The sequence below is a fragment of the Phyllobacterium myrsinacearum genome, from assembly GCF_014138285.1.
GTDB classification, from domain to species: Bacteria; Pseudomonadota; Alphaproteobacteria; order Rhizobiales; family Rhizobiaceae; genus Phyllobacterium; species Phyllobacterium myrsinacearum_A.
Window position 1 is genome coordinate 618,991 of sequence record NZ_JACGXN010000001.1, and the last position, 22,658, is coordinate 641,648.

Here is a 22,658-nt window from a genome sequence, read left to right on the forward strand (position 1 = left end):
GCTCCCTCCAATCAATGTTCAGTCTGTGTTTCAAGAAAATGCTGATCGATTGTCGGCAGCGGCTCGTCGTAGATCACGGCTTCAAAGGCCCGCAGACGTTTGTAGATCGAAATCAGAGTTACGATCGTTGACCAGGAATTGACGAGATATTGAAACGATTCGCTCACTTGTCCAAAAACGTTCTGTATCTGAGTCATTAATCCGAGGGTGAGCTTACCAGCTGCAATCGACGGAATGAGAATCAGCGTCGAAACAATGTTGTCCGCCTGCAGGTAGAAAATGCGGGCCACGTTGAAGTAGAGATAATGGAAGTACAGACGGAAGTAGTTTTTTCTCACGTTGGAAAACAATTCTGCAACGGTTACGGGCTGAGCCCGATCCGCATGATCCTCACCGTAAACCAGTTCTTTACGGTAGGCGGCTTCAACGCGCTGGTTTCTGAATTCCAGTCCAGGCAATTTATAACCTGCGACTGCCAGAAAGACAGTTCCAAAGATTGACCAACCCACCGCCGCAACGACAAGGGCGTACGGCACTTCGCCAAAAACCGGCAATTCCGTGACTTCTTTGGAGAGGGCAAACAAAATGGGCAGGAAGGCGATCAACGTCATCAATGACCGCACCAGACTGACCCCGAGGGTTTCGACAGTCGTGGAAAAGCGCATCGTATCGTCCTGAACACGCTGGGATGCACCCTCGATGTGCCGCAGTTTTTCCCAGTGTTCCATATAAAATGTGTTCATTGCAGTTCGCCAGCGGAAGACATAATGGCTTATAAAAAAGGCGTTTACTGCGCCTATTGTCACCGCAACAAAGGCAATCCCTGAAATATCGACAAGCCCAAGATACAGCTGCTGAGCAGTCACAGGCGCAGTTTTGGCGAGCGCCGCTTGAATAAGGTCGTAATAGGGGCCGTACCACGCGTTGAAAGCAACGCTGACCTGGACGGAAAAATAGGTAGCAAAAATAATGACCGCAGAGCCCAGAACAGACCAATGTTGCCACGGATGAGGCCTGTACCATGTCCAAAAAGCATAAAATGCCAGAACCACAACCGCATAATATACATAGAACCAAAGAAATGGCTTGGATGCAAAAAGAGCAATACCAATGATGGGAGCGGCATCAGGGGCTGCAGGAGGTAACCCGAAATGCCCCCCGAAGTCCCGTCCGCCAAAGTACCATAACAAGACCGCGAAAAGCGCCCAAAGCGCTGCTGATGTAAAAAACAACTTTGGCTTGGGAAAGAATGAGACAAACACGGTAGCTGGACCCTCGCATAAACACACAAATCGGGGTTGATTTGATGTGAGCCTATCACCACGAATAGGGCAAAGGTTGTATGGCAGCAATTAAATTGCTGTAATATTCAACGTCTGGAAAGAAACGCGAAACCTGCGCCAATGACGAGGCTGGCGGCGGCGGCGAGCGTCGCTGCGGTAAAGTTGCCGGTGATATTGGCAAGATAACCGCCTACAAGGGGCCCGATGATCTGGCCGATACCGAAAGCGGCGGTCATGACAGCCATGACCCGGCGCGGCGATTGTGGCAGAAGTGCCCGGCCTGCCTGAAAGCCCGATGCGGTGATGACGATGAAGGTCAGCCCCAGCAGGATGCCGCCGAGGATCGGTCCCACGGGCGGCGGCAGAAGCACGCTTGCGGCAACGCCCGCTGCCTGCACGAGCATACCAAGGGCAACGACTGCAAAAGGGCCGACACGGCGCAGCAGCGGCGCCCACAGCCACACGGAGAAGGCTGCCGCCACGCCGGTGACAAACCAGACCAGTGCCTCCATCGAAGCACCGCCATTGCTTGAGCGGACAATAGCGATGATGAACGTGGCCGTGATGATGTAGCCGAAACCGAAAACCCCGTAGGCAATGTTGATCTTCAGGAAATCCGGCGTCCAGCGCACGGGCGGTTCCTTAGTGTCAGCGCCGGTACGCACCGGTCCTTCACGCAACAGCCACACTACGGCAAGCAGGCCGAGAACGGAGAGGACGGCTGCGCCGATCCAGTCCTGCCGCCAACCAAAACCGCTGGCTGCACTCGCCGCGACCAGCACGGAGGAGAGCGCAATACCTGCACCGACACCACCAAAATGCATGGCCTGCAAATCGTGCCGCTTGGCCACGGCAAGGTGGCTGAAGACGATGGTTGCGGCAAGCACCAGCATGAATGCACTGGCCACACCGGCGAGAAAGCGCAGGATGGAAAAAACCAGGATGCTGTCGCTCAGGCTCATGGCCAGGCAAAGCGCGGCACTGGCGGCCAGAGAGACAATCACCACAGGGCGCTCTATGCCCGAGGCCCAGCCATAGCCCGCAATGATTGCTCCAATGAGATACCCGACATAATTGGCGGATGCGATGATACCGGCATCACCCGGTGTCAGGCCCAGATCTGTCATCATCGCAGGCAGAATCGGGGTAAAAATAAACCGCCCTATGCCCATCGCCACCGCCATGGTGACGAGCCCGCCAAGGGCAAAGCGAACGGGAGAATTGGCTGATGATGTCATGCCGCGGACATTATCGCTGCAATGCAGCATGACAAGACAATAAAATTGATGAACCTGTCATGATTGGTGATTGATCACCGCACCCATGCCCTACCAAAATTGCCGGGAGCTTCAGATGGTCACGGGCGTGGCAACACCGCGCCGGGTGACCCGGTAGACAGCAGCAGGGGGAAGGTTGCGGAAAGCCCGCCCGATGCAAACCGCATCAAGCTCCAACTGGTCGAGCACGGGCTTCGGTATCGGGCAGCGGAAGCCATAGGTGAACTGATAATAAGCCCCTTCAGGACGCAGATTGCTGAATGCACCGCCAAGGATCGCAGCCACCTTCTCCTGTGTCATGCTGAGAAGCGGCAAACCACTGACAACGGCACCGGCAGGCTGAATGTCATAAAACTCATGCAAGTCGAGCTGCGCTGCATCCATCTGCAGGATGCGCATGCCGGGAAAACGCGATTGCAGCAACCGCGCGAACTCCGCACCGTATTCAATCAGCGTCAGATCCTTGGGACGAACACCACGGGCAAGCAGCGCATCGGTGAAAACGCCGGTGCCGGGTCCCAATTCAAGAACCGGCCCGGAGGCAGAGGTGATTTCGCTGGTGATCAGTCGCGCAAGGGCGGCTCCCGATGGAGCAATCGCGCTGACGCGAAACGGATCGCTCAGCAATGCCCGCATGAAAGTCCATACGCTACCCGTTGTCATAAAGATCATGCTCCAACATTTTTATGCAATATGCTTATGGCGCGCCAATATTGTGGGAAGATTGCGATGGCCATCTGCGACAAAAATACCCACAGCAAATGACATAAACAGGACTTTGGAATATTGGCGGAAAATTATGACACAAGAGATGTGGGAGCGAATTTTACAGCGCAACAGGCGCCACCACCCGGTGTCTACTTTACCATAACCTGCCCCTGACGCAATTGCACGGCCTCCTGCACAAGATTAAAGCGAGAGCCCATACCGCGTTCCGCAGGTGAAGACGGTTCAACGATGCAGCGTCACCGGGCCGCCCCATCGCGTAGCCTCAGTCTTTGGCCGATCGAAGTGTTTCTGTGTGGCGCGCCAGTTGCTGAACACTATCCGGAGACAGCAATTGCGCCAGCTTTGCCTGCGCTTCGCGCCAAATGGGTATGGCGGCCTCTAGGCGGCGCGCGCCCGTCTCTGTCAACCACACCGCACGCCGCCGCAGATCGGTTTCCACCATGGTGATTTCAATGAGTTGCCAGCGCTCCAGCGTGCGCAAATTGCGCGACAAGGTGGATTGCTCCAACCCGCTGCGCTGCGCCAGCGCGCCCAGCGTATCGTCAGCAAGGGAAGCAATCTGCGCCATCAGACCGACCTGCGCCGATGTCAGGCCAAGCCCTGCCATCTCATGGTCCAGAAAACTGGTGATACGGCGTGCGGTCAGGCGGCTGTTCCAGCCCGGACAGCTCTCAACCAGCGCAAGGGCGTCCGTCCGCAACGTTTTTTTCGGTTGTTTCATCATGCTCATCAATATATGCATATACATAACATGTATCTACATGGAAATTGATTTTTGCGGCCCGGCGATCAAAATCGGGATGATGCGTGAAGCGGAGTATTATGACATGAGTGCGGTGCAGCGGACGATCCTCGACGCGATAGGCAACACCACCCTGCTGGGCTTGCGGAACATCCGACCCGCCAACGGCTCCCGTATTCTGCTGAAACTTGAAAGCGAAAACCCGACCGGCAGCATGAAGGACCGGATGGCACTTGCCATGATCGAGGCGGCGGAAGCGGACGGACGCCTTAAAGCCGATGGCTCGGTTGTGGAATATACGGGTGGCAGCACGGGCGTTTCGCTGGCGCTTGTCTGCGCGGTCAAGGGATATCCGCTGCAGATCGTCACCTCGGATGCCTTTGCGCGGGAAAAGCTGGAGCACATGAGGATTCTCGGTGCCAGACTGCAGATCATACCAAGCGACAGCGGGCGCATGACCGAGAAACTGACGCGCGACATGATCGAAGCGGCACGCATCATCAATGAAGATACCCCGGGCAGTTTCTGGACCGACCAGATGAAGAACAGGGACCAGTTGGCCGCCTATCACGCCATGGCAAGGGAGATATGGGCCCAGACAAACGGGCGCATTGACGGCTTTGTGCAAAGTGTCGGCACGGCCGCTTCCTTGAGGGGAACCGGTGAAGCCCTGCGGCAATACAATAATCAGATTCGCGTCATTGCCGTGGAACCCGCGGAGTCGCCTGTTTTGTCGGGCGGCAAGACAGGTGCCCATAAAATCGACGGGATAGGCGCGGGTTATGTGGTTCCGCTCTGGCAGGACGATATGGCCGATGGCCTAGAACGCGTGTCGACGGAAGAAGCCAGTGCCATGGCGATGCGGCTTGCCCGCGAGGAAGGCCTATTTGCCGGAACATCCACGGGAGCCAACGTGGTTGCCGCGCTGCGACTGGCAGGCACACTGGGACCCGGCACCACCATCGTCACGATCATGTGCGATACGGGCATGAAATATCTGAGCAAGAAATAAAACGGCTCAATGCAACGTCCAGCGTTGCAAGATCCTGTATTCGGAGAGCCGGAGCCTGCTGTGGATCAAGACGAAATCCTTCACTGTAAAACGGATCGGCTCGATGGGCTGTTCACTGACTGTTTTGGAGCTGTAGAGAAGCGTCAGGTGCGGGGTGAATGTACCGCGTATACCCGGCAGACCATTGCGCATCAGGCAAGCGCCGAGAATTGTATGGAGCCGGGTCAGCCCCTCACCTTCGCCGATCAGCACCAGTGGCTTCCGGCCCGGCTGACCACCTTCAAAACTCTTGGCTGAACGGAATGTTATTTCAAACGGAGGGATGGACACGGCTGTCCCGGCGCGCTTTGCCGCGAAAAGGACAGAGCTTCGAAGGCGCTTATGATCCCCCAGGTGGTGCAGCGAAATATGAAAACGGGAAGACCCGATAAGGCTCTTTCGCGTCAAACGATGATCGTTGATCATGCCCGTCCTGCATGCATCGACAACGCCCTGCATATCGGAATCGAGAAGGATACCGAGGAACAGCCGTTCCTGCAAAACCGGCCGTTTGGGCCGGTTTTGCCAATTGTCTCCAAGATTCAATTCGCCCTGCATGGCTGACCTCCCGAAATGCACCGGCATTTCCGATCGGACACACTAGAACAAAAAGTGAACATGTTGCAAGTTTTTTGCAGTTATCCGTTCCGGGCGACCATGGCAATGATGGTCTCGAAGAGTTCACGTTCCGCCTGTCCTGCGGTGATGTCACCTGTCGCAGCTGCATAGGACAGAGCCTCGGCAGCACCGAGCATGGCCCAAAGGCCAGGCGCGGCAATGGCCCCCGTTCCGGCAAACGGCATCAGCATGGCGCGGCATTTTTCGATGAATACGCCGTTATATTCACGCTTGATATTTTCAAGTTCGGGCGACCCGGCGAGCGCTGCGATCACGCCGGGTATTTCGCGGCCCTGCCGAAGCACGCAGTCAACATAGGATGAGGCGATGACCGCCGCCCTGTCCGCCAGCGTGGGTTTGCTCGCGCCAAACGCCGCATCCATGAGAGCCGTCTGACGGGCATCGAACTCCCGGTAGAGCGCAGCGAGCAAACCGGCACGCGTGCCGAAATGATCGTAGACGACGGGTTTCGTCACACCGGCCTTTTCGGCAAGCCGCCCCAGCGTCAAAGCCTCGGTTCCCTCTTCCCGCACGATCCGCCATGCGGCCTCCAGAAGCTGGCGAAGGCGATCCTCCCGCAACAAACGCCGGCGCGGTTGCGCGCCGGTTTTCCCAATCGTTGATTCCATGCTTGACATCACTATATACCAAAAGTAACTTACATTTTGTAACTTACTAAAAGTATATAATATGAACCACCCATCCGCAATCCGTTGACAGGAGTTTTGTCATGCATGCCCTTATCGTCGTCGCACACCCCGAACCCACATCCCTCTCGCATGGCATTGCCGCGCGGATTGCAGAAGGCCTGTCTCTGACTGATCCCGGAAACTCTTATGAAATTGCTGATCTCGCGGCGGAAGGTTTCGACCCCCGGTTCTCCGCGGCGGATCTCGCGGTCCACCGGACGCAAGCGTCTCCCCCAGCCGACGTGGCGGCCGAGCAGGCACGGATCGACGGTGCCGATGCACTTGTGCTGGTCTTTCCCGTCTACTGGTGGTCCATGCCCAGTCTGCTCAAGGGATGGATCGATCGCGTGTTTTCCAATGGCTGGGCTTTCGATTTCAGTCTGGACGGCGGTCTGGAAAAGAAACTCCGACACCTCAAGGTTCATCTTATCGGTGTTGGTGGGGCCGACGCGCGAACCTATACCCGGCACGACTATTTCGGCGCCATGAAGACACAGATCGATCACGGAATCTTCGACTATTGCGGCGCCCGTGTCGTCACGTCAGAGCTGTTGCTTGACTCGGAAACACAGGATCCCGCCCTCCATCTCGATACCGCCCGAAGCATTGGTCGGAACCTCTTTAAGACGTCGCAAAGCTGTGAGGCCGCCTAGACCTGCAGGGCTGGCAGCTACAGCGCGGCGATCAGTTTCCGCAGCAGTGCATTGAGCGTTTGCTGCTCGTCCTCGGTAAGCACCGAGAGCAAACGTTCCTCATTTGCCACGTGACGACCAATCGTTTCGTCTATCACGCGCTTGCCGGCATCGGTCAGCGCTATCAATTTGCCGCGACGATCACTGGGGTCCGGGCGCCGCTCGACCAGACCGGCGCGTTCCAGCCGATCGAGGCGATTGGTCATGCCGCCCGACGAGATCATCGCAGCTTCATAGAGCCTGGTCGGTGACAGCATATACGGTTCGCCGGAACGTCTGAGGGTTGCAAGCACATCGAACTCGCCCGGTTGCAAGCCGGCCTGCGCGAAGAGAGGGTTCATGTGATCGCGCAGCACGCGTTCTGAGGCATCGGACAGGCGGCCAAAAACCGCCATCGGCAAAGCAGGCAGGTCCGGGCGTTCAATTCCCCATTGGTCTACGGCAATATCGGCTCGATCCATCGGATTTCTCTTCATGCAATGTATCTTGACATTAAGATACATTCTGTATAGTAACTTAATCATGGGGAATATCACAACCCACACCCCCAGAGAAGGAGGAAGTGATGAGCAAGATGATTTTTGTAAACCTGCCTGTGCGTGATCTGGCTGCAGCGACTGCATTTTATGTCGCGCTGGGTGGCGAGGTGAACCCGCAGTTTTCCGACGAGCAATCCAAATCGGTAATGCTTTCAGAGGCGATTGGCGTGATGTTGCTGACGCATGATCGTTATGGCCAGTTCACGCAGCGCCCGATTGGAGATGCCCGGCGTGAAAGCCAGGCCTTGATAGCACTTACCGTCGACAACCGCGATGCAGTGGATGCAACGCTGGCAAAGACGACTGCGGCCGGTGGTCGCGCCGATCCCAATCCGGCACAGGATCATGGCTTCATGGTCAGCCGCAGTGTCGAAGATCCCGATGGCAATGTCTGGGAAATCGTGTGGATGGATCCCACCGGTTTTGCTCCTCCAGCCTGAAGACCAGTATACCAATGGAAAGGGCGCTTGGATCTCTCCGGGCGCCCTTTCGATGGGAGAATTCCTTCAGGCTTTGAAATAGTCTTCCTGATCGAGATCAGCGATCAGCCCCGGGTGCTTTGGCTGCCACCCCAGCAACGTCCGGGTTTGCGCGCTTGAAGCCGCAGCATTCATTGCAGCGAAGCCTGCAAACCAGCCAAAATGCGCCGCCGCTTCCTCCGGGGACTTGGCGATAACCGGTATGTTGAGGTGGCGGCCAATGACGGTCGCAATCTCCTTGAACACCACGCCTTCCTCGGCAACCGCATGGTACCGCTCACCGGCAGCGGCACGCTCAATTGCAAGCCGAAAAACAACGGCTGCGTCCCGCCGGTGCACTGCCGGCCAATGATTGAGCCCCTCACCCACATAGGCCGACAAGCCCGTCTCGCGCGCAAGATTGATGAGGTGCGGAACGAACCCGTGATCGCCGCGGCCATGGACTGATGGCGGAAGCCGCACGACCGACGCGCGCACTCCCTGTGTCGTCAGTGCGGCGGCTGTTGCTTCGGAAACACGAGGATAGGCGGCCGAAGCGGGAACCGGCATGTCCTCCTCGGTCGCCATGCGGCCCGGCGCCAGAAGAGCCATCCCCGTGGTGACCAGCAATGGTCGATCGGAACCTTCGAGAACGCTGCCGAGAGCCTCGATGACGCGCCGATCCATCTCGCAGTTTTGTGCGAATTTCGAAAAATCGTGATTGAAGGCCGTGTGGATCACGCCGTCTGCAGCGGCGGCACCATCATGCAGGCTTTGCAGATCATCGAGATCGCCCCGATGCGCCTCGGCACCAACAGACACAAGCGACGCGGCCCCTGCATCGGTGCGCGCAAGACCGAGCACCTGATGGCCGGCATCGAGAAGCTCCTGCACAACGGCAGAACCGACAAAACCGGTAGCACCGGTGACGAAGATACGCATTCAATTCTCCTTGCCCTGATTTCAGCCCTGTAGCGACAGGTCATGGAGACGAGGATAGGCGGTTGAGAAAATACGATCTATGCTTTAAAGTCCGTACTATCTTTGTAATCGTCCGGGAAAATCCATAGATCCGCTCTCAGATGTGCTTTCGCTGCTGAAACCACGCAACTATATGTCGGCTGGCTTTGATGCCGGTGGAGAATGGTCGATCCAGTTTCCCGACCAACAGGAGAGCATTAAATGCGGGGCCGTGGTCTCCGGCCAGTGCTGGCTGTCCGTGGACGGCGTTCCCGATGCAGTGCGTCTCGATGCGGGAGACTGTTTCCTGTTGCCACGGGGGCGGCCTTTCCGCCTTGCAAGCGATATGACGCTGCCATCTGTCGATGCCAGTACGGTCTTTGCATCAGCACGCAATGGCGGCATTGCCCGGTACAACGACGGTGGAGGATGTTTTATCGTCAGTTGCCGTTTTGCCCTGGCGAGCAATCACGCCGGCATTCTGTTGCGGACACTTCCGCCCATCGTGCATATCCGCAAGGAGTCGGATCTGGCCGCACTGCGCTGGCCGGTCGAACGGATGATGCAGGAGATGCGCGAACGACAGCCGGGCGGATTTCTCATCATACAGCATCTCGCCCACATGATATTGATTCAGGCTCTACGACTGCATCTGGCAGAAGGCATGAATGGTGGTGTCGGCTGGCTCTTTGCTCTGGCAGACAAGCAGATGGGGGCAGCCATCAGCGCCATGCACGAGAATCCCGCGCATCACTGGACCTTGCAGACTCTGGGGGAACAGGCCGGCATGTCGCGATCCAGCTTTGCCTTGAAGTTCAAGGAAACCGTCGGGAAGTCGCCGATGGAATACCTGACACGCTGGCGTATGGTGCTGGCTGCCGACAGGCTGGAGAATTCCGGCGATCCCGTCTCTGTCATTGCGCTCTCGCTTGGATATGAATCCGAAAGCGCCTTCAGCACGGCTTTCAAGCGCGTCATGGGCTGTTCGCCTCGGCAATATGGCCGAGGCAGGCATCCATTGCCTACACCAGACAGGGAACTGAAATTACCCCTGACAGAACCCGCCGTCGCCTGATTGGGTCGCGGTATTCGCGGTCATTCCCACTCGATGGTGCCGGGCGGCTTCGACGTGACGTCATAAACGACGCGGTTGATGCCCTTGACCTCATTGATGATACGCGTCGCCGCCTGGCCAAGGAAGCTCATGTCGTAGTGATAGAAGTCTGCCGTCATGCCGTCGACTGACGTCACTGCACGCAGAGCGCAGACGAACTCGTAGGTCCGGCCGTCGCCCATCACGCCGACTGTCTGCACCGGCAGAAGCACGGCGAAGGCCTGCCAGATCACATCGTAGAGACCCGCCTTGCGGATTTCATCGAGATAGACAGCATCGGCCTCGCGCAGGATTTCCAGCTTTTCGCGGGTGATGCCACCCGGACAGCGGATGGCAAGGCCCGGACCGGGGAACGGATGGCGGCCAATGAAGGAATCGGGCAATCCAAGTTCCTTGCCAAGTACGCGCACTTCATCCTTGAAGAGTTCGCGCAACGGCTCGACCAATTGCATGTTCATACGCTCGGGAAGGCCGCCGACATTATGGTGTGACTTGATCGTCACCGAAGGGCCGCCGGTGAAGGAAACACTTTCGATCACGTCGGGATAGAGCGTTCCCTGCGCGAGGAAATCCGCACCACCAAGCTTTTTGGCTTCTTCTTCGAAAACTTCGATGAACAGGCGGCCAATGGTCTTGCGCTTCTTTTCCGGATCGGATTCACCTTCGAGCGCACCGATGAAACGGTCCTGCGCATTCACGAGGATAAGCGGCAGGTTGTAATGTTCGCGGAACATGGCAACCACATCGGCAGCCTCGTTCTTGCGCATCAAACCATGGTCGACGAGGATGCATGTGAGCTGCTCGCCGACCGCTTCGTGGATGAGCAAGGCAGCAACGGAGGAATCAACACCGCCAGAGAGCGCGCAAATGACCTTCTTGTCGCCAACCTGCTTGCGGATCGCAGCGACTGCCTGCTCACGATAGGCAGACATGGTCCAGTCACCCTTGATCCCGGCAATGCGATGTACGAAATTCTGCAGAAGCTTGGCACCATCGGGCGTGTGCACGACTTCCGGATGGAACTGCACGGCATAGAATTTCTTGGCTTCATTGGCGATGGCGGCGAAAGGCGCACCGGTCGATGTACCGACAACCTTGAATCCATCAGGGATGGACACCACCCGGTCACCATGGCTCATCCAGACCTGATGCCGCGTCCCCTTGGCCCAGATCCCATCAAACAGGGCGCATTCTTCCTGAATGTCGAGGAAGGCCCGGCCAAACTCGCGGTGATGACCACTCTCGACCTTGCCGCCGAGCTGGGCGCACATGGTCTGCTCGCCATAACAGATCCCGAGAACCGGGATACCCGATTCAAACACGGACTGCGGCGCGCGCGGACTACCGATATCAACGGTGGAATGCGGGCTGCCGGAAAGAATGACCGCCTTCGGGTTGATGCGGCGGAATGCTTCGTCAGCGGATTGGAAAGGAACAATCTCGGAATAGGCGCCAGCTTCACGCACGCGACGTGCAATCAGCTGCGTTACCTGGCTGCCGAAATCGACGATGAGGACTGTATCGGGATGAGTGGGTGTGTTCATGGCGGGCGTTTAAAGCAATTGCTGAGTCGATGCAATGGGTCACTCCACCACACGCGGATGCCGATTTGATTTGTTCACAATTTGGGCAAAATGGAGTGGCTGTGGAATGGATTGCTTGGGTATTGTGCGTGGTTCGACAAGCTCACCATGAGGGAGAGTGCTGCTTGCACGTTAACCGGGAACATTGCGGTGTGGGCAATCTAGCAGAATATGGCTCCCTGCAATCCTCACTCTCCCTCATGGTGAGCTTGTCGAACCGCGCACAGAATCCATGCGAATCTATTCAGCCGGTCTAAGTACTATCTTGCCAGTCTCCAGCGCCTCGCCCATTGCCTCCACGGCCTGCGCCAGCTTTTCATCGATCACGTGCAGATACTCGGTCCAGTCACCGACATGGCGCAATTCTGCAGCGCCATCGGAAATGCCGCGCAGTCCGATCAGTGGCAGACCGAAACGCTGGCAGGCGCGCAGGACGGCAAAGGTTTCCATCTCCACCATCTCGGCATCAATCTGGTCATAAGCACTGCCCGAGACGATGTTCGCACCAGTCGAAAGTGACGCTTCCTTCACGCCCGGAATCCGCAGAGGCAAAGGTACGGTCACAGCCAGATCAAGAAATGGCGTTGCCCCCTTGGTGAAGCCCAGCGGCGAGGCATCCATGTCGCGATAAGAAACACTCGTAGCCTGATAGACTTCAGTCTGCTCCAGCGTGCGTGATCCGGCAGATCCGAGCGATACAACGAGGTCCGGCACAATACCATTCTGTTCCAGCGCCGCGAGATTGGCCGCGAGACTGACGGCCGCTTCCACCGGACCGACGCCGGTCATCAACGGCCGGAACAGTCGTTGCAGATGCGGACCATATTCCGCATCCACGGCCATGACGAACAGCACCTGCTTGCCGCCAATACCGGCCAGTTGATAGGGTAAACTCATATCAGGCTACCGGATTGAGCAGGTAAAGCGACGCATTGAGCAGTGTGGCGAACGCCACCCAGGCGAGATAGGGAATAAACATGACTGCCGACGCTCTATCGGGCTCCCATGTCACCCGGATGAAGGCGATGATCGAGACCAGCAGAAGCGCGATCACCAGCAAGGCCGCTCCCATCTGCTGGAATCCGAAAAAGGTCGGAGACCACAGGAAATTCAGGGCAAGTTGAGCCCACCAGAACCGCTGAGCGGATATCATTTCCAGATCCCACACGCGCCATCCGGCGATGGCAATGATAATGTAAAGGACTGTCCAGACCGGCGCAAAGATCCAGTTCGGCGGATTGAAGGAGGGTTTGACAAGACCTGCATACCACTCGCCCGGCAGCGTTATATAGCCGATGGCGAGCCCGCCACCGATTGTTAACACGAGAAACAACAGAAATCCTACAGACCGGGACATAGGTAGAACCTTTCCTGCCGACAATGCCGCGGATGGTTGTACCGTTATTTCTCGCGTCTGAGAACAGAAATGAAGAAGCCATCTGTCGACGTGGATAACGGTGACAGGATGGTGTTCCCGTCCTTGAATAGCGGCTTCAGATTTTCGTCTGCAGCAACAGCTTCATGCCAGAGAGGCGCCACGTCAACAGTCGCATAACCCGAGTTGTTTTCGAGAAAAGAGGCCACCTGCTGTCCGTTTTCCGGAGCAAACAACGAGCAGGTGATATAGACTATCCGCCCGCCCGGCTTCACGTAGGCCTTTGCCGCATTGAGCACCTCGCGCTGTTCCAGTTCACGCCGTTCCAGCTGCTGCTCACTGAGACGCCATTTCGCGTCCGGCCTGCGCCGCCATGTGCCTGAACCCGTGCAGGGAGCATCGACCAGTACAAGATCCATCTGACCCTCAAGTGGCGCAAGCTCGCTGACATTGGCATGAGCTTGAGCATTGCGCACCCCAGCCCGCTTCAATCGGTCAAAGATAGGTGCAAGACGGGCGCGTTCTGCGTCATAGGCGTGAATCTGGCCCTTGTTACCCATCTGAGCTGCAAGGGCGAGCGTTTTGCCGCCGGCACCGGCGCAATAATCGAGCACCTGTTCGCCCGGCTTGGCATTGCTGAGCTTTGCCGCAATCTGCGATCCGAGGTCCTGCACTTCGAAGAGACCGCGCTGGAATGCAGGTTCCGCCTGCACATTCGGATGACGGCCCATGGCGCGCAACGGCGGTACGCGAACAGCCGTTTCAAGCAGCGGCGCTGCGTTGGCTCCGGCCCGTACGAGTTCCTTGAGCACTTTTTCGCGATCGGCCTTCAGCGTATTGACGCGGAGATCAACCGGCGGGCGATCGCTCAGGGCAGCGGCTTCACTCACCCATGCGTCGCCAAAAATCGCTGCGAAATGCCGAACACACCATTCCGGCACATCGGCACGCACATGATCCGGGGCTGCGGCAAGATCACGCTCCAACCAGACACCCATCCGCTCGACTTCAAGCGGTTCGGGCGCAAATTTGTCGCCTTCAACCGCTGCATTGATTTCATCGATGACCAGTTCGGCATCGGAAAGGAGCACGCCAAAGGCAATATGGCGGGCCGCATCGCTGTCCATGCGCCAACCAAGCGACAGTTTCCGGCGCAAGGCGTCGTAGACGATATTGCCGATAACCGCGCGGTCGCCCGCACCGGCAAAGCGGTGTGATAGTCCCCAATCCTTGAGCGCATCGGAAGCCGGGCGTTTGCGGGTCTCAATATCGTCCAGTACTTCGATTGCCGCCTGCAGGCGTCCGCCAAGTCGCATGGGAATTCCTTCTTTTTGTCTACCGGCTTCGCATACATGGCAAAGCCGATAAAAGAAAGCCGGAGCGTGATGCTCCGGCTTTCACTTTACTCAACAAAAATACATTCAGTCGCGATTACTCGGCTGCAGTCTGCTTCTCTTCGTTGGAAATCGCGTTGGCTTCATAGCCATGCGCTTCCTTCAAGGCTGCGCGTACACCAGCTTCATATTCCGGATGAACCAGTTTGAAGTGTGCAAGCTGACGCTCAAGGATATAGCCTGGAACGCCGCCCATCGCTGCAGCGATGTTGGAGAACAGACGCGAGCGCTGGCCAGCATCGAACAGGTTGAACAGTGCCGTCACCTGACCATAATCATCATTGCCAATGCGATGGTTGTAGCGATCCGCACTGCCGGAGATTGCCAGTGGCGGTTCTTTTGCCGAAGGCTGCTCGACCGCACCAGAGAAGCTGTTGGGCTCGTAATAGGCATCAACATTGCCGGTCTTCTGGCCAACGAAGTTCATCTGGCCATCCTTGTGGTAGTGATGGACCGGGCACTTCGGCTGGTTGACGGGCAACGCTTCGTAGTGGGTGCCGAGGCGATAGCGATGCGCATCCGCATAGGAGAACACGCGCGCCTGCAGCATCTTGTCTGGCGAGTGGCCAATGCCAGGAACAACATTCGAAGGCGAGAAGGCAGCCTGCTCGATTTCGGCGAAATAGTTGTCGGCATTGCGGTTGAGTTCCATGACACCGATTTCAATCGGCGGAAATTCACCGTGCGGCCAGACTTTGGTCAGGTCAAACGGATTGTAGGAGGTCTTTTCCGCGTCGCTTTCGCTCATGATCTGAACCTGAACGGTCCATTTCGGGAATTCGCCGCGTTCAATGCCGCCAAACAGCTCTTCCTGATAGGTTTCACGCGACTTGCCGATAAGGGTTTCAGCTTCCGCATTGGTGTAATGCTTGTGGCCCTGCTGGGTCTTGAAATGGAACTTGACCCAGAAACGTTCGCCATTGTCGTTCCAGAAGGAATACGTGTGCGAACCATAGCCGTTCATATACATCGGGGCTACAGGCAGACCACGATCCGACATCAGGATGGTGACCTGATGCAGGCTCTCCGGCGACAGGGACCAGAAGTCCCACATAGCCGTGGCGGAACGCATATTGGTGCGCGGATGGCGCTTCTGCGTGTGGATGAAATCAGGGAATTTCAGGGGATCACGGACGAAGAAAACCGGCGTGTTGTTGCCAACCAGATCCCAGTTGCCTTCACTCGTGTAGAACTTGAGAGCGAAACCACGTACGTCACGCTCGGCATCGGCAGCGCCGAGTTCACCGGCAACGGTAGAGAAACGCAGCAGCAGCGGTGTCTCTGTGCCTGGCTGCAAGGCCTTGGCCTTGGTGTAGCGGGAGATATCGCCTGTGATCTTCAGCGTGCCGAACGCACCCCAACCCTTGGCGTGAACAACACGTTCAGGGATACGTTCGCGGTTCTGGTGGGCAAGCTTTTCAAGCAGCTGATAATCGTCCAGCAGAACGGGCCCACGCTCACCGGCAGTCCTCGAATTCTGATTGTCTGATACCGGTGCACCGGCGGTAGTTGTCAACGTCGGACGGTCAGCCATTGGCTTCTCCCTTGAATTTCGTGTTCTGACACTATTTCAGAATCGCACGGCACGAAGGCTCGCCGCGATCTCGCAACTACCATAGAACTATTCCAATCATAGTTTCCAATTGAATTTAGAATTATTATTGATAGGATTTGGTTATCATGTTTTCAGTTCGCCAGATGCGCTATTTCGATATCCTCGCCACCACCTTGCATTTTCGCAAAGCGGCCGAACTCGCACGGATTTCCCAACCGGCGCTTTCAGCCCAGATTGCAGAAATGGAGCAACGGCTCGGGACAACCCTTTTCGAGCGCACCCGCCGCACGGTGGTTCTGACCGACATGGGCAAGCGGCTGTTGCCAAGGGTGCGTGGCATTCTCAACGGCATACGATCGCTGGAAGAACTGGCGTCGCAACGGCGGGGCATTTTGCAGGGTCGCCTGCGGTTGGGGATCATCCCGACCATTGCACCCTACCTGCTACCGATTCTTATTCCAGAATTACGGGAAGCCTACCCCGAACTGACCATAGAGTTGCGCGAAGCGGTGACCTCGAAACTGGTCGAGGACCTGCGCGTCGGCGATCTCGACGCACTGGTCGCCGCGCTGCCGATCGATAGCGACGGCATTGTCGCCAAACCGCTTTTCCGCGATCGTTTTCTGATTGCGACATCAAGCAATGATATCGACATTCTCACCTCGCCGATGACGCAGGAGAACGTGGCGCTGGAGCGACTGTTGCTGCTTGAGGAAGGCCACTGCCTGCGCGATCAGGCCCTGGCCGTATGTACCAGCGTCAAGCAGCGGCAGCTGGTCAATTATGGCGCCACCAGCATGGCAACACTGCTGCAGATGGTCAGCCATGGCATGGGCCTGACGCTCATCCCGGAAATTGCCGTGCGCACGGAAGCGAGCCGCAACAATGTGCGCATCATCGCCTTTGCCGATCCCGAACCTTCACGGGAGATTGGCCTTATCTGGCGCAGGCAAAGCGAACGGCGCGATGATTTTGAGGCCTTGGCGGCAACGATTGTCGAGTGCGGAAAAGGCTTATTGATTTCAGCAGATGAGCTGGAGGGATTGGCAGCTTAGCGCAAGGGTGTTCTTGAACTTTTTCTGCAACCGCCGACGTCCCTCATGGTGAGCTTGTCGAACCACGTACAGTGCTTATGCATCTTGCGAGTGTCCAAACCGTTGACACAACCATAGTGCGTGGTTCGACAAGCTTACCGCGAGGGAGAGTGAGGATTGTAATACGCAATCTGATCATTCGCCCTAAGCCGTTGCAGGTATCGCCAGATGCAGGGCGAGGATCACCCACAAGATACCATTCAAGAGATATCCGATCGTGAAAATCGGCTGACGCAATCTCAGGCTGTTTGAGGTCACATGCACGAATGTGTGGGCAACACGCGTCGCCACGAACAGCCAGGCAACAACCACAGCAAGAAACGAAACCCCGTTGACCACGCAGAGCGAAATGCAGACGGCGTAGAACAACACAGGCAGCTCGTAAAGATTGATCAGATTACGGATCACGGTGACGCTGGCTTCCGGCTCCTTCAGCGGTAGTTTGAAATCGCGGGCCGACGCCTGGCCACTCTTGACCGCTTCCATCCGGCGAAGAAATACCAGACCGTAGACAATGTAGATCAACGCGGTCAGTGCGATCATCGGCCAGAAAATTGCGGTCTGCGACATGGTTTCCTCCATCGTTGGCGCATCTTACGTCTACGTTCATTTTTTCCGCAAGTTGTTAATTCAAACCGGGAATTTCAGGCAATCTGGCGGCGAGGTGATCGACAAATGCCCTCACCTTGCGTGGCAGAAACTTTGCCGACGCATAGACCGCATGCATGTCCATAGGCGCATAGCGATAGGCGGGCAAGACGCGAACCAACGTACCATCATCGAGAAACGGCTGAACCAGCGGCACCTGCGCCCCGCCGATCCCCAATCCCGCGCGCAATGCCTGATTGAGCACAAATGCGTTGTTGGCGAGAAAACTTGATTTGACCGGTACCACAATCGGACCGTCTGGACCAATCAGCGGCACCGCCTCGCTCTGCGGCGACCAGACGAACCTGACATGCCGATGCCCCGACAGCTCCACCGGCAACAAAGGACTTCCATGGCACGTGATGTAATCAGGCGAGGCTACAAGAATTCGCTCGAACGTGGCCAGTTTCCTTGCCACCAGCCCCGAAGAGGCCAATGCACCAAAACGGACGGCGACATCCACACCCTCGGCCACCAGATCGGCAAACCGGTCATCGAGGATGAGCTCGATGGTCAAATCGGGATGCTGCCGCTGAAAATCGATCAGAATCGGTGCCAGATGCATCTGGCCGAATCCGACTGGCGCATGCACGCGAAGATGCCCCTGAACCGACGCGGCAAGGCCAGCCACTTCCTCTTCCGCTTCATCGACGGATTGCAGGATATTCCGCGCCCGCTGATAATAGGCCTCACCGCTTTCGGTCAAGGCCAGCTGCCGTGTCGAGCGATGCAGAAGCCGCATGTTCAGATGACGCTCCAGCGCTGCCATCTGCTGGCTGACAGCCGGTTGCGTGAGACCAAGCTCCCGTGCCGCAGCCGACAGCGATCCAAGCTCCGCAACCCTCACGAACGTTTTCATGGCAGCAAAACGATCCACACATCACCTCAAATATTTTCTTATGAATGATATCAATTTTACTCGCCTACGCAAATAAACGAGAATGAATGATAATCCCAGCACCACCGAAATGGAGCTGTTGAAATGACGCAGAATGTAAAGAAGGCCGTGATTGTGGGTGCCAATGGCATCATCGGGGGCAATCTGATCGCCCATCTCAAGGAATTGGGTGACTGGCAGATTGTTGGCCTGTCCAGGCGCGGCGGCCATACGGATGGCAGGGTCAGCCATATCGCCGTTGATCTGCTCGATGGCACCGATGCCAAGGCAAAGCTCGCACATCTCACTGACGTGACCCATATCTTTTATGCCGCCTATCAGGACCGCCCGACGTGGGCGGAACTGGTGCCGCCCAACCTTGCCATGCTGGTGAACGTGGTGAATGCCATTGAACCCATCGCATCCCAACTCCAACACATCAGTCTGATGCAGGGATACAAGGTTTACGGCGCACATCTCGGCCCGTTCAAGACACCGGCTCGCGAGAGTGATGCCAATCACATGCCACCGGAATTCAATATCGACCAGCAGGAATTCCTCGAAGCCTTGCAAAAAGGGAAAAGCTGGACCTGGTCCGCGCTGCGGCCATCTGTGGTAGTGGGATACGCGCTGGGCAATCCGATGAACCTTGCTTCAGTAATCGCCGTCTATGCCTCGATGTCAAAGGAGCTTGGCATTCCCCTGCGCTTTCCCGGAAAGCCCGGTGCCTATGACAGCCTGCTTGAAATGACCGACGCCGGTCTTCTTGCCCGGGCGACGGTGTTCATCGCCACAAACCCGGCCAGCGGAAATCAGGCCTACAACATCAACAATGGCGATCTCTTCCGCTGGAGCGAGATGTGGCCGAAAATCGCAAAGTTTTTTGATCTGGATGTCGCCCCGCCCCTGCCCATGTCGCTGAATGTTGTGATGGCCGACAAGGAGCCGCTCTGGAACAGGATGGTCAAGGAGCATGGTCTTGCCGATGTCCCGTACAAGGATGTTTCCTCATGGGGTTTCGGCGATGCGGTGTTCGGTTGGAATTACGATTTCTTCGCGGATGGCAGCAAATTGCGTCGCGCCGGTTTCCATGAACATATCGATACGGAAGAGATGTTTCTGGACGTTTTCCGGGACTTGCGGACGAGAAAAATTATTCCGTGAGCGTTGAACTCCCGTTTTTCCGCGATCCCGGTTCTCATCTCTCCGTCCCCTTGAGGCTTGACCGAGGATGACGGAGAGGCAGCGCTTTACTCTCGAGCGGTAAAAGGCTCGCCCTTGCGACGCGGGATATCGTAGTTCAGGAAAAACTCGTCAAGCTGCGGCGGGGGCACGTTTGTTCCCGCCAGCATCGCATGCGCCTGCCCGCGATGATGAATCTGATGCACGAAAAGATGAGACAGCACGAGGTGCAGCGGCTCCTGCGAAACGGTATCATCATGCCATTCGATCGGAACGATGCGATTCATATCTGCGGCAGTCAGTTTGTCGCAATAGGCGATCAGATCCGCATCAAATGCTTCCTGAGCCTTTTTGAGATCTGGCAGTTTTGGATAAGGAACATCGCCAACAAGGCTGATGTTCTTGCGGCCAACGCCCGTCATATCAGCCAGATAGACATGATCGGCGATAAGGTTGTGGTTCAGCGTCATCTGGATCGATGGGAAGAAACTCGTGCGCTTCTGCGCAAATTCCGCATCGGTCAGTTTGGCGCAGGCACTTAGCAAGCGGTGGTTCGACCAGGCGCTGTTGCGCGCCATGGCCGAGAAATGGTCGCGGAGGGCGTTTTCAGACATGACCTCCGCGCTCCGATCAGTTGCCGCCCGGATAGTTCGGGCTCTCACGGGTGATTGTCACATCGTGGGTGTGGCTTTCGCGTAGACCCGCATTGGTGATGCGAACGAACGTTGCCTTTTCTCGGAACTCTTCAAGGTTCTTGGCACCGACATAACCCATCGATGCGCGCAGGCCACCAGCAAGCTGGTGAAGCACGCCGGATACGGGCCCCTTGTAGGCGACCTGACCTTCAATTCCTTCCGGTACAAGCTTGAGCTCGTCGCGCACTTCCGCCTGGAAGTAGCGGTCCGCCGAACCACGGGCCATGGCACCGACCGAGCCCATGCCACGATAGGCTTTGAATGAACGGCCCTGATAGAGATAGACTTCGCCGGGGCTTTCTTCAGTTCCGGCCAATGCCGAACCGGCCATGGCAGCCGAGGCACCAGCAGCGAGCGCCTTGGCGAAATCGCCGGAATACTTGATGCCGCCATCAGCGATGACAGGAACGCCCGACTTATGGGCGGCTTCAACCGCTGACATGACAGCGGAAAGCTGCGGGACGCCAACACCGGCAACAATGCGGGTGGTGCAGATGGAGCCTGGTCCGATACCGACCTTGACCGCGTCGGCACCAGCATCGATCAGCGCCTGCGTACCGGCAGCGGTCGCGACGTTACCGGCAATGATGCGAACGGCATTGGACATCTTCTTGGCGCGGGTAACCGCATCCAGAACACGCTGTGAATGGCCGTGGGCCGTGTCGATGACGAGCACGTCAACCCCGGCAGCGATAAGCCGTTCAGCACGTTCGAAACCATCTTCACCAACGCTGGACGCGGCGGCGACGCGAAGGCGGCCCTGCGCATCCTTGGCGGCATTGGGATTAAGCTGCGACTTTTCCATATCCTTGACGGTGATCAGGCCGACGCAATGGCCCTTGCCGTCGACAACCAGCAGCTTTTCGATGCGGTGCTGATGCAGAAGACGTTTGGCTTCCTCGTGCTGAACGTTGTTTTCCCGTACGGTGATGAGGTTTTCACGCGTCATCAGCTCGTAAATCTTCTGGGACGGATCGGAAGCAAAACGCACATCGCGGTTGGTCAGGATACCGACGAGACGGCCGGGCTTGCGACTGCCTTCCCCGCCATTTTCCACGACCGGGATACCCGAGATACCATGGGCCCGCATCAGCGCCTGTGCGTCGGCAAGGGTTGCGTCCGGGCCGATGGTCACCGGATTGACGACCATCCCGGATTCGAACTTCTTGACCTGACGAACCTCTTCAGCCTGCAATTCCGGTGAGAGATTGCGATGGATAACGCCCATGCCACCGGCCTGTGCCATGGCAATGGCGAGGCGCGACTCGGTAACCGTGTCCATGGCTGCCGAAAGCAGTGGCAGGTTCAATTCGATATCAGGGGCGATACGGGTGCGAATGTCAGTCTGGCCGGGCATAACCTCGGAATGACCCGGCTGAAGCAGGACATCATCAAATGTCAGTGCCAGTGCGCCTGTCGCAGATTCAACAATTTTTGCCATAACCAATTCCTTAAAAAGCGACAAGCGCACCACGATGGCGGTGCGCCGAGTCAGTAATGTTCAGGTGAATTGGCACGGGCTGGTAACATGGATATGTCGGTTTGGAAAGGTGCAAACGTATTTATCCGCAATCAGTCCTGCGTGATCTGCACGCTATCAGTGGTAGAAACCACCTTCACGGCGCATAATATTGAAGTTCCTTGATGCGAGCGCGCACCGCGTCAACGTTCAGCGCCTCTATATCCATGCTGGCAATCGTGCCCCGGTCGGCGCGCCATGGGCCGTTGTCCGCCTTGATCTGGGCCTCGCGCCACGCCACCCATTTGCGCTGGGCATCGCGGATCTGCTTGGCGGATTCCGGATCTACCGATGCCAGCACCTTCTTGTAGACATCGTTCAACTGCTTGTCATAGGCAAGGAAAGCCTTGTGCGAGCAATCAACCATTCCCGAGGTCGTCTGTCCTGTCGGGCTGTTCAGACATTCCGTTGCGGCCTTGTCGATCGGATCGACCTTTTCTTCCGATGAGGCTGCAATTGCAGATGACATGCCTCCGAGGGATATCGAGACACAAAGCAGAACAAAGAATCGTTTCATGACGTCCTCCTTGGGTGGCAAAATGCCCTGTGCATCTTGGCAAGAAAAGGGCGAATTACAGGGACTG

Annotated in this window: 24 protein-coding genes; 6 read left to right on the forward strand and 18 right to left on the reverse strand. The window is 56.9% G+C overall.

What is annotated here, in order from left to right; all coding sequences use genetic code 11:
* Positions 1-11: 11 nt before the first annotated feature.
* The 4 genes from sbmA to FHW16_RS03155 form a co-directional block, all read right to left on the reverse strand.
* Complete coding sequence (gene sbmA, locus FHW16_RS03140; RefSeq protein ID WP_182547690.1) at positions 12-1,262, reverse strand: peptide antibiotic transporter SbmA; 1,251 nt, start codon at positions 1,260-1,262, stop codon at positions 12-14.
* Between the two features lie 107 nt (positions 1,263-1,369).
* Complete coding sequence (locus FHW16_RS03145; protein WP_182547691.1) at positions 1,370-2,521, reverse strand: YbfB/YjiJ family MFS transporter; 1,152 nt, start codon at positions 2,519-2,521, stop codon at positions 1,370-1,372.
* Between the two features lie 111 nt (positions 2,522-2,632).
* Positions 2,633-3,223, reverse strand: a complete 591-nt coding sequence (locus tag FHW16_RS03150) for a class I SAM-dependent methyltransferase (RefSeq protein ID WP_182547692.1) — start codon at positions 3,221-3,223, stop codon at positions 2,633-2,635.
* Between the two features lie 328 nt (positions 3,224-3,551).
* Entirely contained in the window at positions 3,552-4,019 is a 468-nt protein-coding gene (locus FHW16_RS03155; RefSeq protein WP_182547693.1) for a MarR family winged helix-turn-helix transcriptional regulator, read from the reverse strand.
* Positions 4,020-4,050: 31 nt separating this feature from the next.
* Between FHW16_RS03155 and FHW16_RS03160 the strand changes: the two genes are divergently transcribed.
* Positions 4,051-5,043, forward strand: a complete 993-nt coding sequence (locus tag FHW16_RS03160; protein WP_246711613.1) for a PLP-dependent cysteine synthase family protein — start codon at positions 4,051-4,053, stop codon at positions 5,041-5,043.
* 6 nt (positions 5,044-5,049) lie between these two features.
* Here the strand turns inward: FHW16_RS03160 and FHW16_RS03165 are convergent, their stop codons facing one another.
* Both FHW16_RS03165 and FHW16_RS03170 read right to left on the reverse strand, forming a co-directional pair.
* Complete coding sequence (locus FHW16_RS03165; RefSeq protein WP_182547694.1) at positions 5,050-5,640, reverse strand: 2'-5' RNA ligase family protein; 591 nt, start codon at positions 5,638-5,640, stop codon at positions 5,050-5,052.
* A gap of 80 nt (positions 5,641-5,720) precedes the next feature.
* Complete coding sequence (locus FHW16_RS03170) at positions 5,721-6,338, reverse strand: TetR/AcrR family transcriptional regulator (RefSeq protein ID WP_182547695.1); 618 nt, start codon at positions 6,336-6,338, stop codon at positions 5,721-5,723.
* A gap of 92 nt (positions 6,339-6,430) precedes the next feature.
* Between FHW16_RS03170 and FHW16_RS03175 the strand changes: the two genes are divergently transcribed.
* Positions 6,431-7,042 carry an NAD(P)H-dependent oxidoreductase gene (locus FHW16_RS03175; protein WP_182547696.1) on the forward strand — a complete coding sequence of 204 codons (612 nt, stop codon included), beginning with the start codon at positions 6,431-6,433 and terminating at the stop codon, positions 7,040-7,042.
* 17 nt (positions 7,043-7,059) lie between these two features.
* Here FHW16_RS03175 and FHW16_RS03180 read toward each other — a convergent pair whose 3' ends face one another.
* Positions 7,060-7,557 carry a MarR family winged helix-turn-helix transcriptional regulator gene (locus FHW16_RS03180; protein WP_246711614.1) on the reverse strand — a complete coding sequence of 166 codons (498 nt, stop codon included), beginning with the start codon at positions 7,555-7,557 and terminating at the stop codon, positions 7,060-7,062.
* A gap of 89 nt (positions 7,558-7,646) precedes the next feature.
* Between FHW16_RS03180 and FHW16_RS03185 the strand changes: the two genes are divergently transcribed.
* A complete protein-coding gene (locus tag FHW16_RS03185) occupies positions 7,647-8,060 on the forward strand; it encodes a VOC family protein (protein WP_182547697.1) in 414 nt (137 codons plus the stop codon).
* A gap of 66 nt (positions 8,061-8,126) precedes the next feature.
* On the opposite strand, the gene FHW16_RS03190 is transcribed toward FHW16_RS03185, so the two are convergent.
* Complete coding sequence (locus FHW16_RS03190; RefSeq protein ID WP_182547698.1) at positions 8,127-9,020, reverse strand: SDR family oxidoreductase; 894 nt, start codon at positions 9,018-9,020, stop codon at positions 8,127-8,129.
* A gap of 124 nt (positions 9,021-9,144) precedes the next feature.
* Between FHW16_RS03190 and FHW16_RS03195 the strand changes: the two genes are divergently transcribed.
* Positions 9,145-10,113 (forward strand): cupin domain-containing protein, encoded by a 969-nt coding sequence (locus FHW16_RS03195; RefSeq protein WP_182548901.1) that lies wholly within the window; start codon positions 9,145-9,147, stop codon positions 10,111-10,113.
* Positions 10,114-10,133: 20 nt separating this feature from the next.
* Here the strand turns inward: FHW16_RS03195 and guaA are convergent, their stop codons facing one another.
* The 5 genes from guaA to katA form a co-directional block, all read right to left on the reverse strand.
* Positions 10,134-11,696, reverse strand: a complete 1,563-nt coding sequence (gene guaA, locus FHW16_RS03200) for a glutamine-hydrolyzing GMP synthase (RefSeq protein WP_182547699.1) — start codon at positions 11,694-11,696, stop codon at positions 10,134-10,136.
* Positions 11,697-11,975: 279 nt separating this feature from the next.
* Positions 11,976-12,632, reverse strand: a complete 657-nt coding sequence (locus FHW16_RS03205) for a 5'-methylthioadenosine/S-adenosylhomocysteine nucleosidase (RefSeq protein ID WP_182547700.1) — start codon at positions 12,630-12,632, stop codon at positions 11,976-11,978.
* 1 nt (position 12,633) lies between these two features.
* Positions 12,634-13,092: a TspO/MBR family protein gene (locus FHW16_RS03210; RefSeq protein WP_182547701.1), complete on the reverse strand. Its 459-nt coding sequence runs from the start codon at positions 13,090-13,092 to the stop codon at positions 12,634-12,636.
* Between the two features lie 44 nt (positions 13,093-13,136).
* A complete protein-coding gene (locus FHW16_RS03215; protein ID WP_182547702.1) occupies positions 13,137-14,426 on the reverse strand; it encodes an RsmB/NOP family class I SAM-dependent RNA methyltransferase in 1,290 nt (429 codons plus the stop codon).
* Positions 14,427-14,541: 115 nt separating this feature from the next.
* Positions 14,542-16,038, reverse strand: coding sequence for a catalase KatA (katA, locus tag FHW16_RS03220; RefSeq protein ID WP_182547703.1), 1,497 nt, complete (start codon positions 16,036-16,038; stop codon positions 14,542-14,544).
* Between the two features lie 146 nt (positions 16,039-16,184).
* On the opposite strand from katA, the gene FHW16_RS03225 reads away from it, so the two are divergent.
* Complete coding sequence (locus FHW16_RS03225; protein WP_182547704.1) at positions 16,185-17,114, forward strand: hydrogen peroxide-inducible genes activator; 930 nt, start codon at positions 16,185-16,187, stop codon at positions 17,112-17,114.
* 183 nt (positions 17,115-17,297) lie between these two features.
* On the opposite strand, the gene FHW16_RS03230 is transcribed toward FHW16_RS03225, so the two are convergent.
* Together FHW16_RS03230 and FHW16_RS03235 are read right to left on the reverse strand one after the other, a co-directional pair.
* Positions 17,298-17,723 (reverse strand): MAPEG family protein, encoded by a 426-nt coding sequence (locus FHW16_RS03230; protein WP_182547705.1) that lies wholly within the window; start codon positions 17,721-17,723, stop codon positions 17,298-17,300.
* 55 nt (positions 17,724-17,778) lie between these two features.
* On the reverse strand, positions 17,779-18,660 hold the full coding sequence (locus tag FHW16_RS03235; protein ID WP_210278006.1) for a LysR family transcriptional regulator: 882 nt from the start codon (positions 18,658-18,660) through the stop codon (positions 17,779-17,781).
* A 123-nt stretch (positions 18,661-18,783) separates the two neighbouring features.
* Here FHW16_RS03235 and FHW16_RS03240 point away from each other — a divergent pair, with 123 nt between their 5' ends.
* Entirely contained in the window at positions 18,784-19,842 is a 1,059-nt protein-coding gene (locus FHW16_RS03240) for an SDR family oxidoreductase (RefSeq protein WP_182547707.1), read from the forward strand.
* Between the two features lie 86 nt (positions 19,843-19,928).
* On the opposite strand, the gene FHW16_RS03245 is transcribed toward FHW16_RS03240, so the two are convergent.
* The 3 genes from FHW16_RS03245 to FHW16_RS03255 form a co-directional block, all read right to left on the reverse strand.
* Positions 19,929-20,474 carry a DinB family protein gene (locus FHW16_RS03245; RefSeq protein ID WP_182547708.1) on the reverse strand — a complete coding sequence of 182 codons (546 nt, stop codon included), beginning with the start codon at positions 20,472-20,474 and terminating at the stop codon, positions 19,929-19,931.
* A 16-nt stretch (positions 20,475-20,490) separates the two neighbouring features.
* The gene (gene guaB / locus FHW16_RS03250) at positions 20,491-21,996 is read right to left on the reverse strand and encodes an IMP dehydrogenase (RefSeq protein WP_182547709.1); all 1,506 of its coding nucleotides are present in this window, start codon (positions 21,994-21,996) and stop codon (positions 20,491-20,493) included.
* A gap of 175 nt (positions 21,997-22,171) precedes the next feature.
* Positions 22,172-22,591, reverse strand: a complete 420-nt coding sequence (locus FHW16_RS03255; protein ID WP_182547710.1) for a lysozyme inhibitor LprI family protein — start codon at positions 22,589-22,591, stop codon at positions 22,172-22,174.
* Positions 22,592-22,658: the final 67 nt, after the last annotated feature.

Excerpts from the sequence above, each read along its gene's own strand:
- FHW16_RS03145 (WP_182547691.1), bottom strand. The coding sequence starts at position 2,521 with ATGACATCATCAGCCAATTCTCCCGTTCGCTTTGCCCTTGGCGGGCTC.
- FHW16_RS03150 (WP_182547692.1), bottom strand. The coding sequence starts at position 3,223 with ATGACAACGGGTAGCGTATGGACTTTCATGCGGGCATTGCTGAGCGAT.
- FHW16_RS03155 (WP_182547693.1), bottom strand. The coding sequence starts at position 4,019 with ATGAGCATGATGAAACAACCGAAAAAAACGTTGCGGACGGACGCCCTT.
- FHW16_RS03160 (WP_246711613.1), top strand. The coding sequence starts at position 4,051 with ATGGAAATTGATTTTTGCGGCCCGGCGATCAAAATCGGGATGATGCGT.
- FHW16_RS03165 (WP_182547694.1), bottom strand. The coding sequence starts at position 5,640 with ATGCAGGGCGAATTGAATCTTGGAGACAATTGGCAAAACCGGCCCAAA.
- FHW16_RS03170 (WP_182547695.1), bottom strand. The coding sequence starts at position 6,338 with ATGTCAAGCATGGAATCAACGATTGGGAAAACCGGCGCGCAACCGCGC.
- FHW16_RS03175 (WP_182547696.1), top strand. The coding sequence starts at position 6,431 with ATGCATGCCCTTATCGTCGTCGCACACCCCGAACCCACATCCCTCTCG.
- FHW16_RS03180 (WP_246711614.1), bottom strand. The coding sequence starts at position 7,557 with ATGAAGAGAAATCCGATGGATCGAGCCGATATTGCCGTAGACCAATGG.
- FHW16_RS03185 (WP_182547697.1), top strand. The coding sequence starts at position 7,647 with ATGAGCAAGATGATTTTTGTAAACCTGCCTGTGCGTGATCTGGCTGCA.
- FHW16_RS03190 (WP_182547698.1), bottom strand. The coding sequence starts at position 9,020 with ATGCGTATCTTCGTCACCGGTGCTACCGGTTTTGTCGGTTCTGCCGTT.
- guaA (WP_182547699.1), bottom strand. The coding sequence starts at position 11,696 with ATGAACACACCCACTCATCCCGATACAGTCCTCATCGTCGATTTCGGC.
- FHW16_RS03205 (WP_182547700.1), bottom strand. The coding sequence starts at position 12,632 with ATGAGTTTACCCTATCAACTGGCCGGTATTGGCGGCAAGCAGGTGCTG.
- FHW16_RS03210 (WP_182547701.1), bottom strand. The coding sequence starts at position 13,092 with ATGTCCCGGTCTGTAGGATTTCTGTTGTTTCTCGTGTTAACAATCGGT.
- FHW16_RS03215 (WP_182547702.1), bottom strand. The coding sequence starts at position 14,426 with ATGCGACTTGGCGGACGCCTGCAGGCGGCAATCGAAGTACTGGACGAT.
- katA (WP_182547703.1), bottom strand. The coding sequence starts at position 16,038 with ATGGCTGACCGTCCGACGTTGACAACTACCGCCGGTGCACCGGTATCA.
- FHW16_RS03225 (WP_182547704.1), top strand. The coding sequence starts at position 16,185 with ATGTTTTCAGTTCGCCAGATGCGCTATTTCGATATCCTCGCCACCACC.
- FHW16_RS03230 (WP_182547705.1), bottom strand. The coding sequence starts at position 17,723 with ATGTCGCAGACCGCAATTTTCTGGCCGATGATCGCACTGACCGCGTTG.
- FHW16_RS03235 (WP_210278006.1), bottom strand. The coding sequence starts at position 18,660 with ATGAAAACGTTCGTGAGGGTTGCGGAGCTTGGATCGCTGTCGGCTGCG.
- FHW16_RS03240 (WP_182547707.1), top strand. The coding sequence starts at position 18,784 with ATGACGCAGAATGTAAAGAAGGCCGTGATTGTGGGTGCCAATGGCATC.
- FHW16_RS03245 (WP_182547708.1), bottom strand. The coding sequence starts at position 20,474 with ATGTCTGAAAACGCCCTCCGCGACCATTTCTCGGCCATGGCGCGCAAC.
- guaB (WP_182547709.1), bottom strand. The coding sequence starts at position 21,996 with ATGGCAAAAATTGTTGAATCTGCGACAGGCGCACTGGCACTGACATTT.
- FHW16_RS03255 (WP_182547710.1), bottom strand. The coding sequence starts at position 22,591 with ATGAAACGATTCTTTGTTCTGCTTTGTGTCTCGATATCCCTCGGAGGC.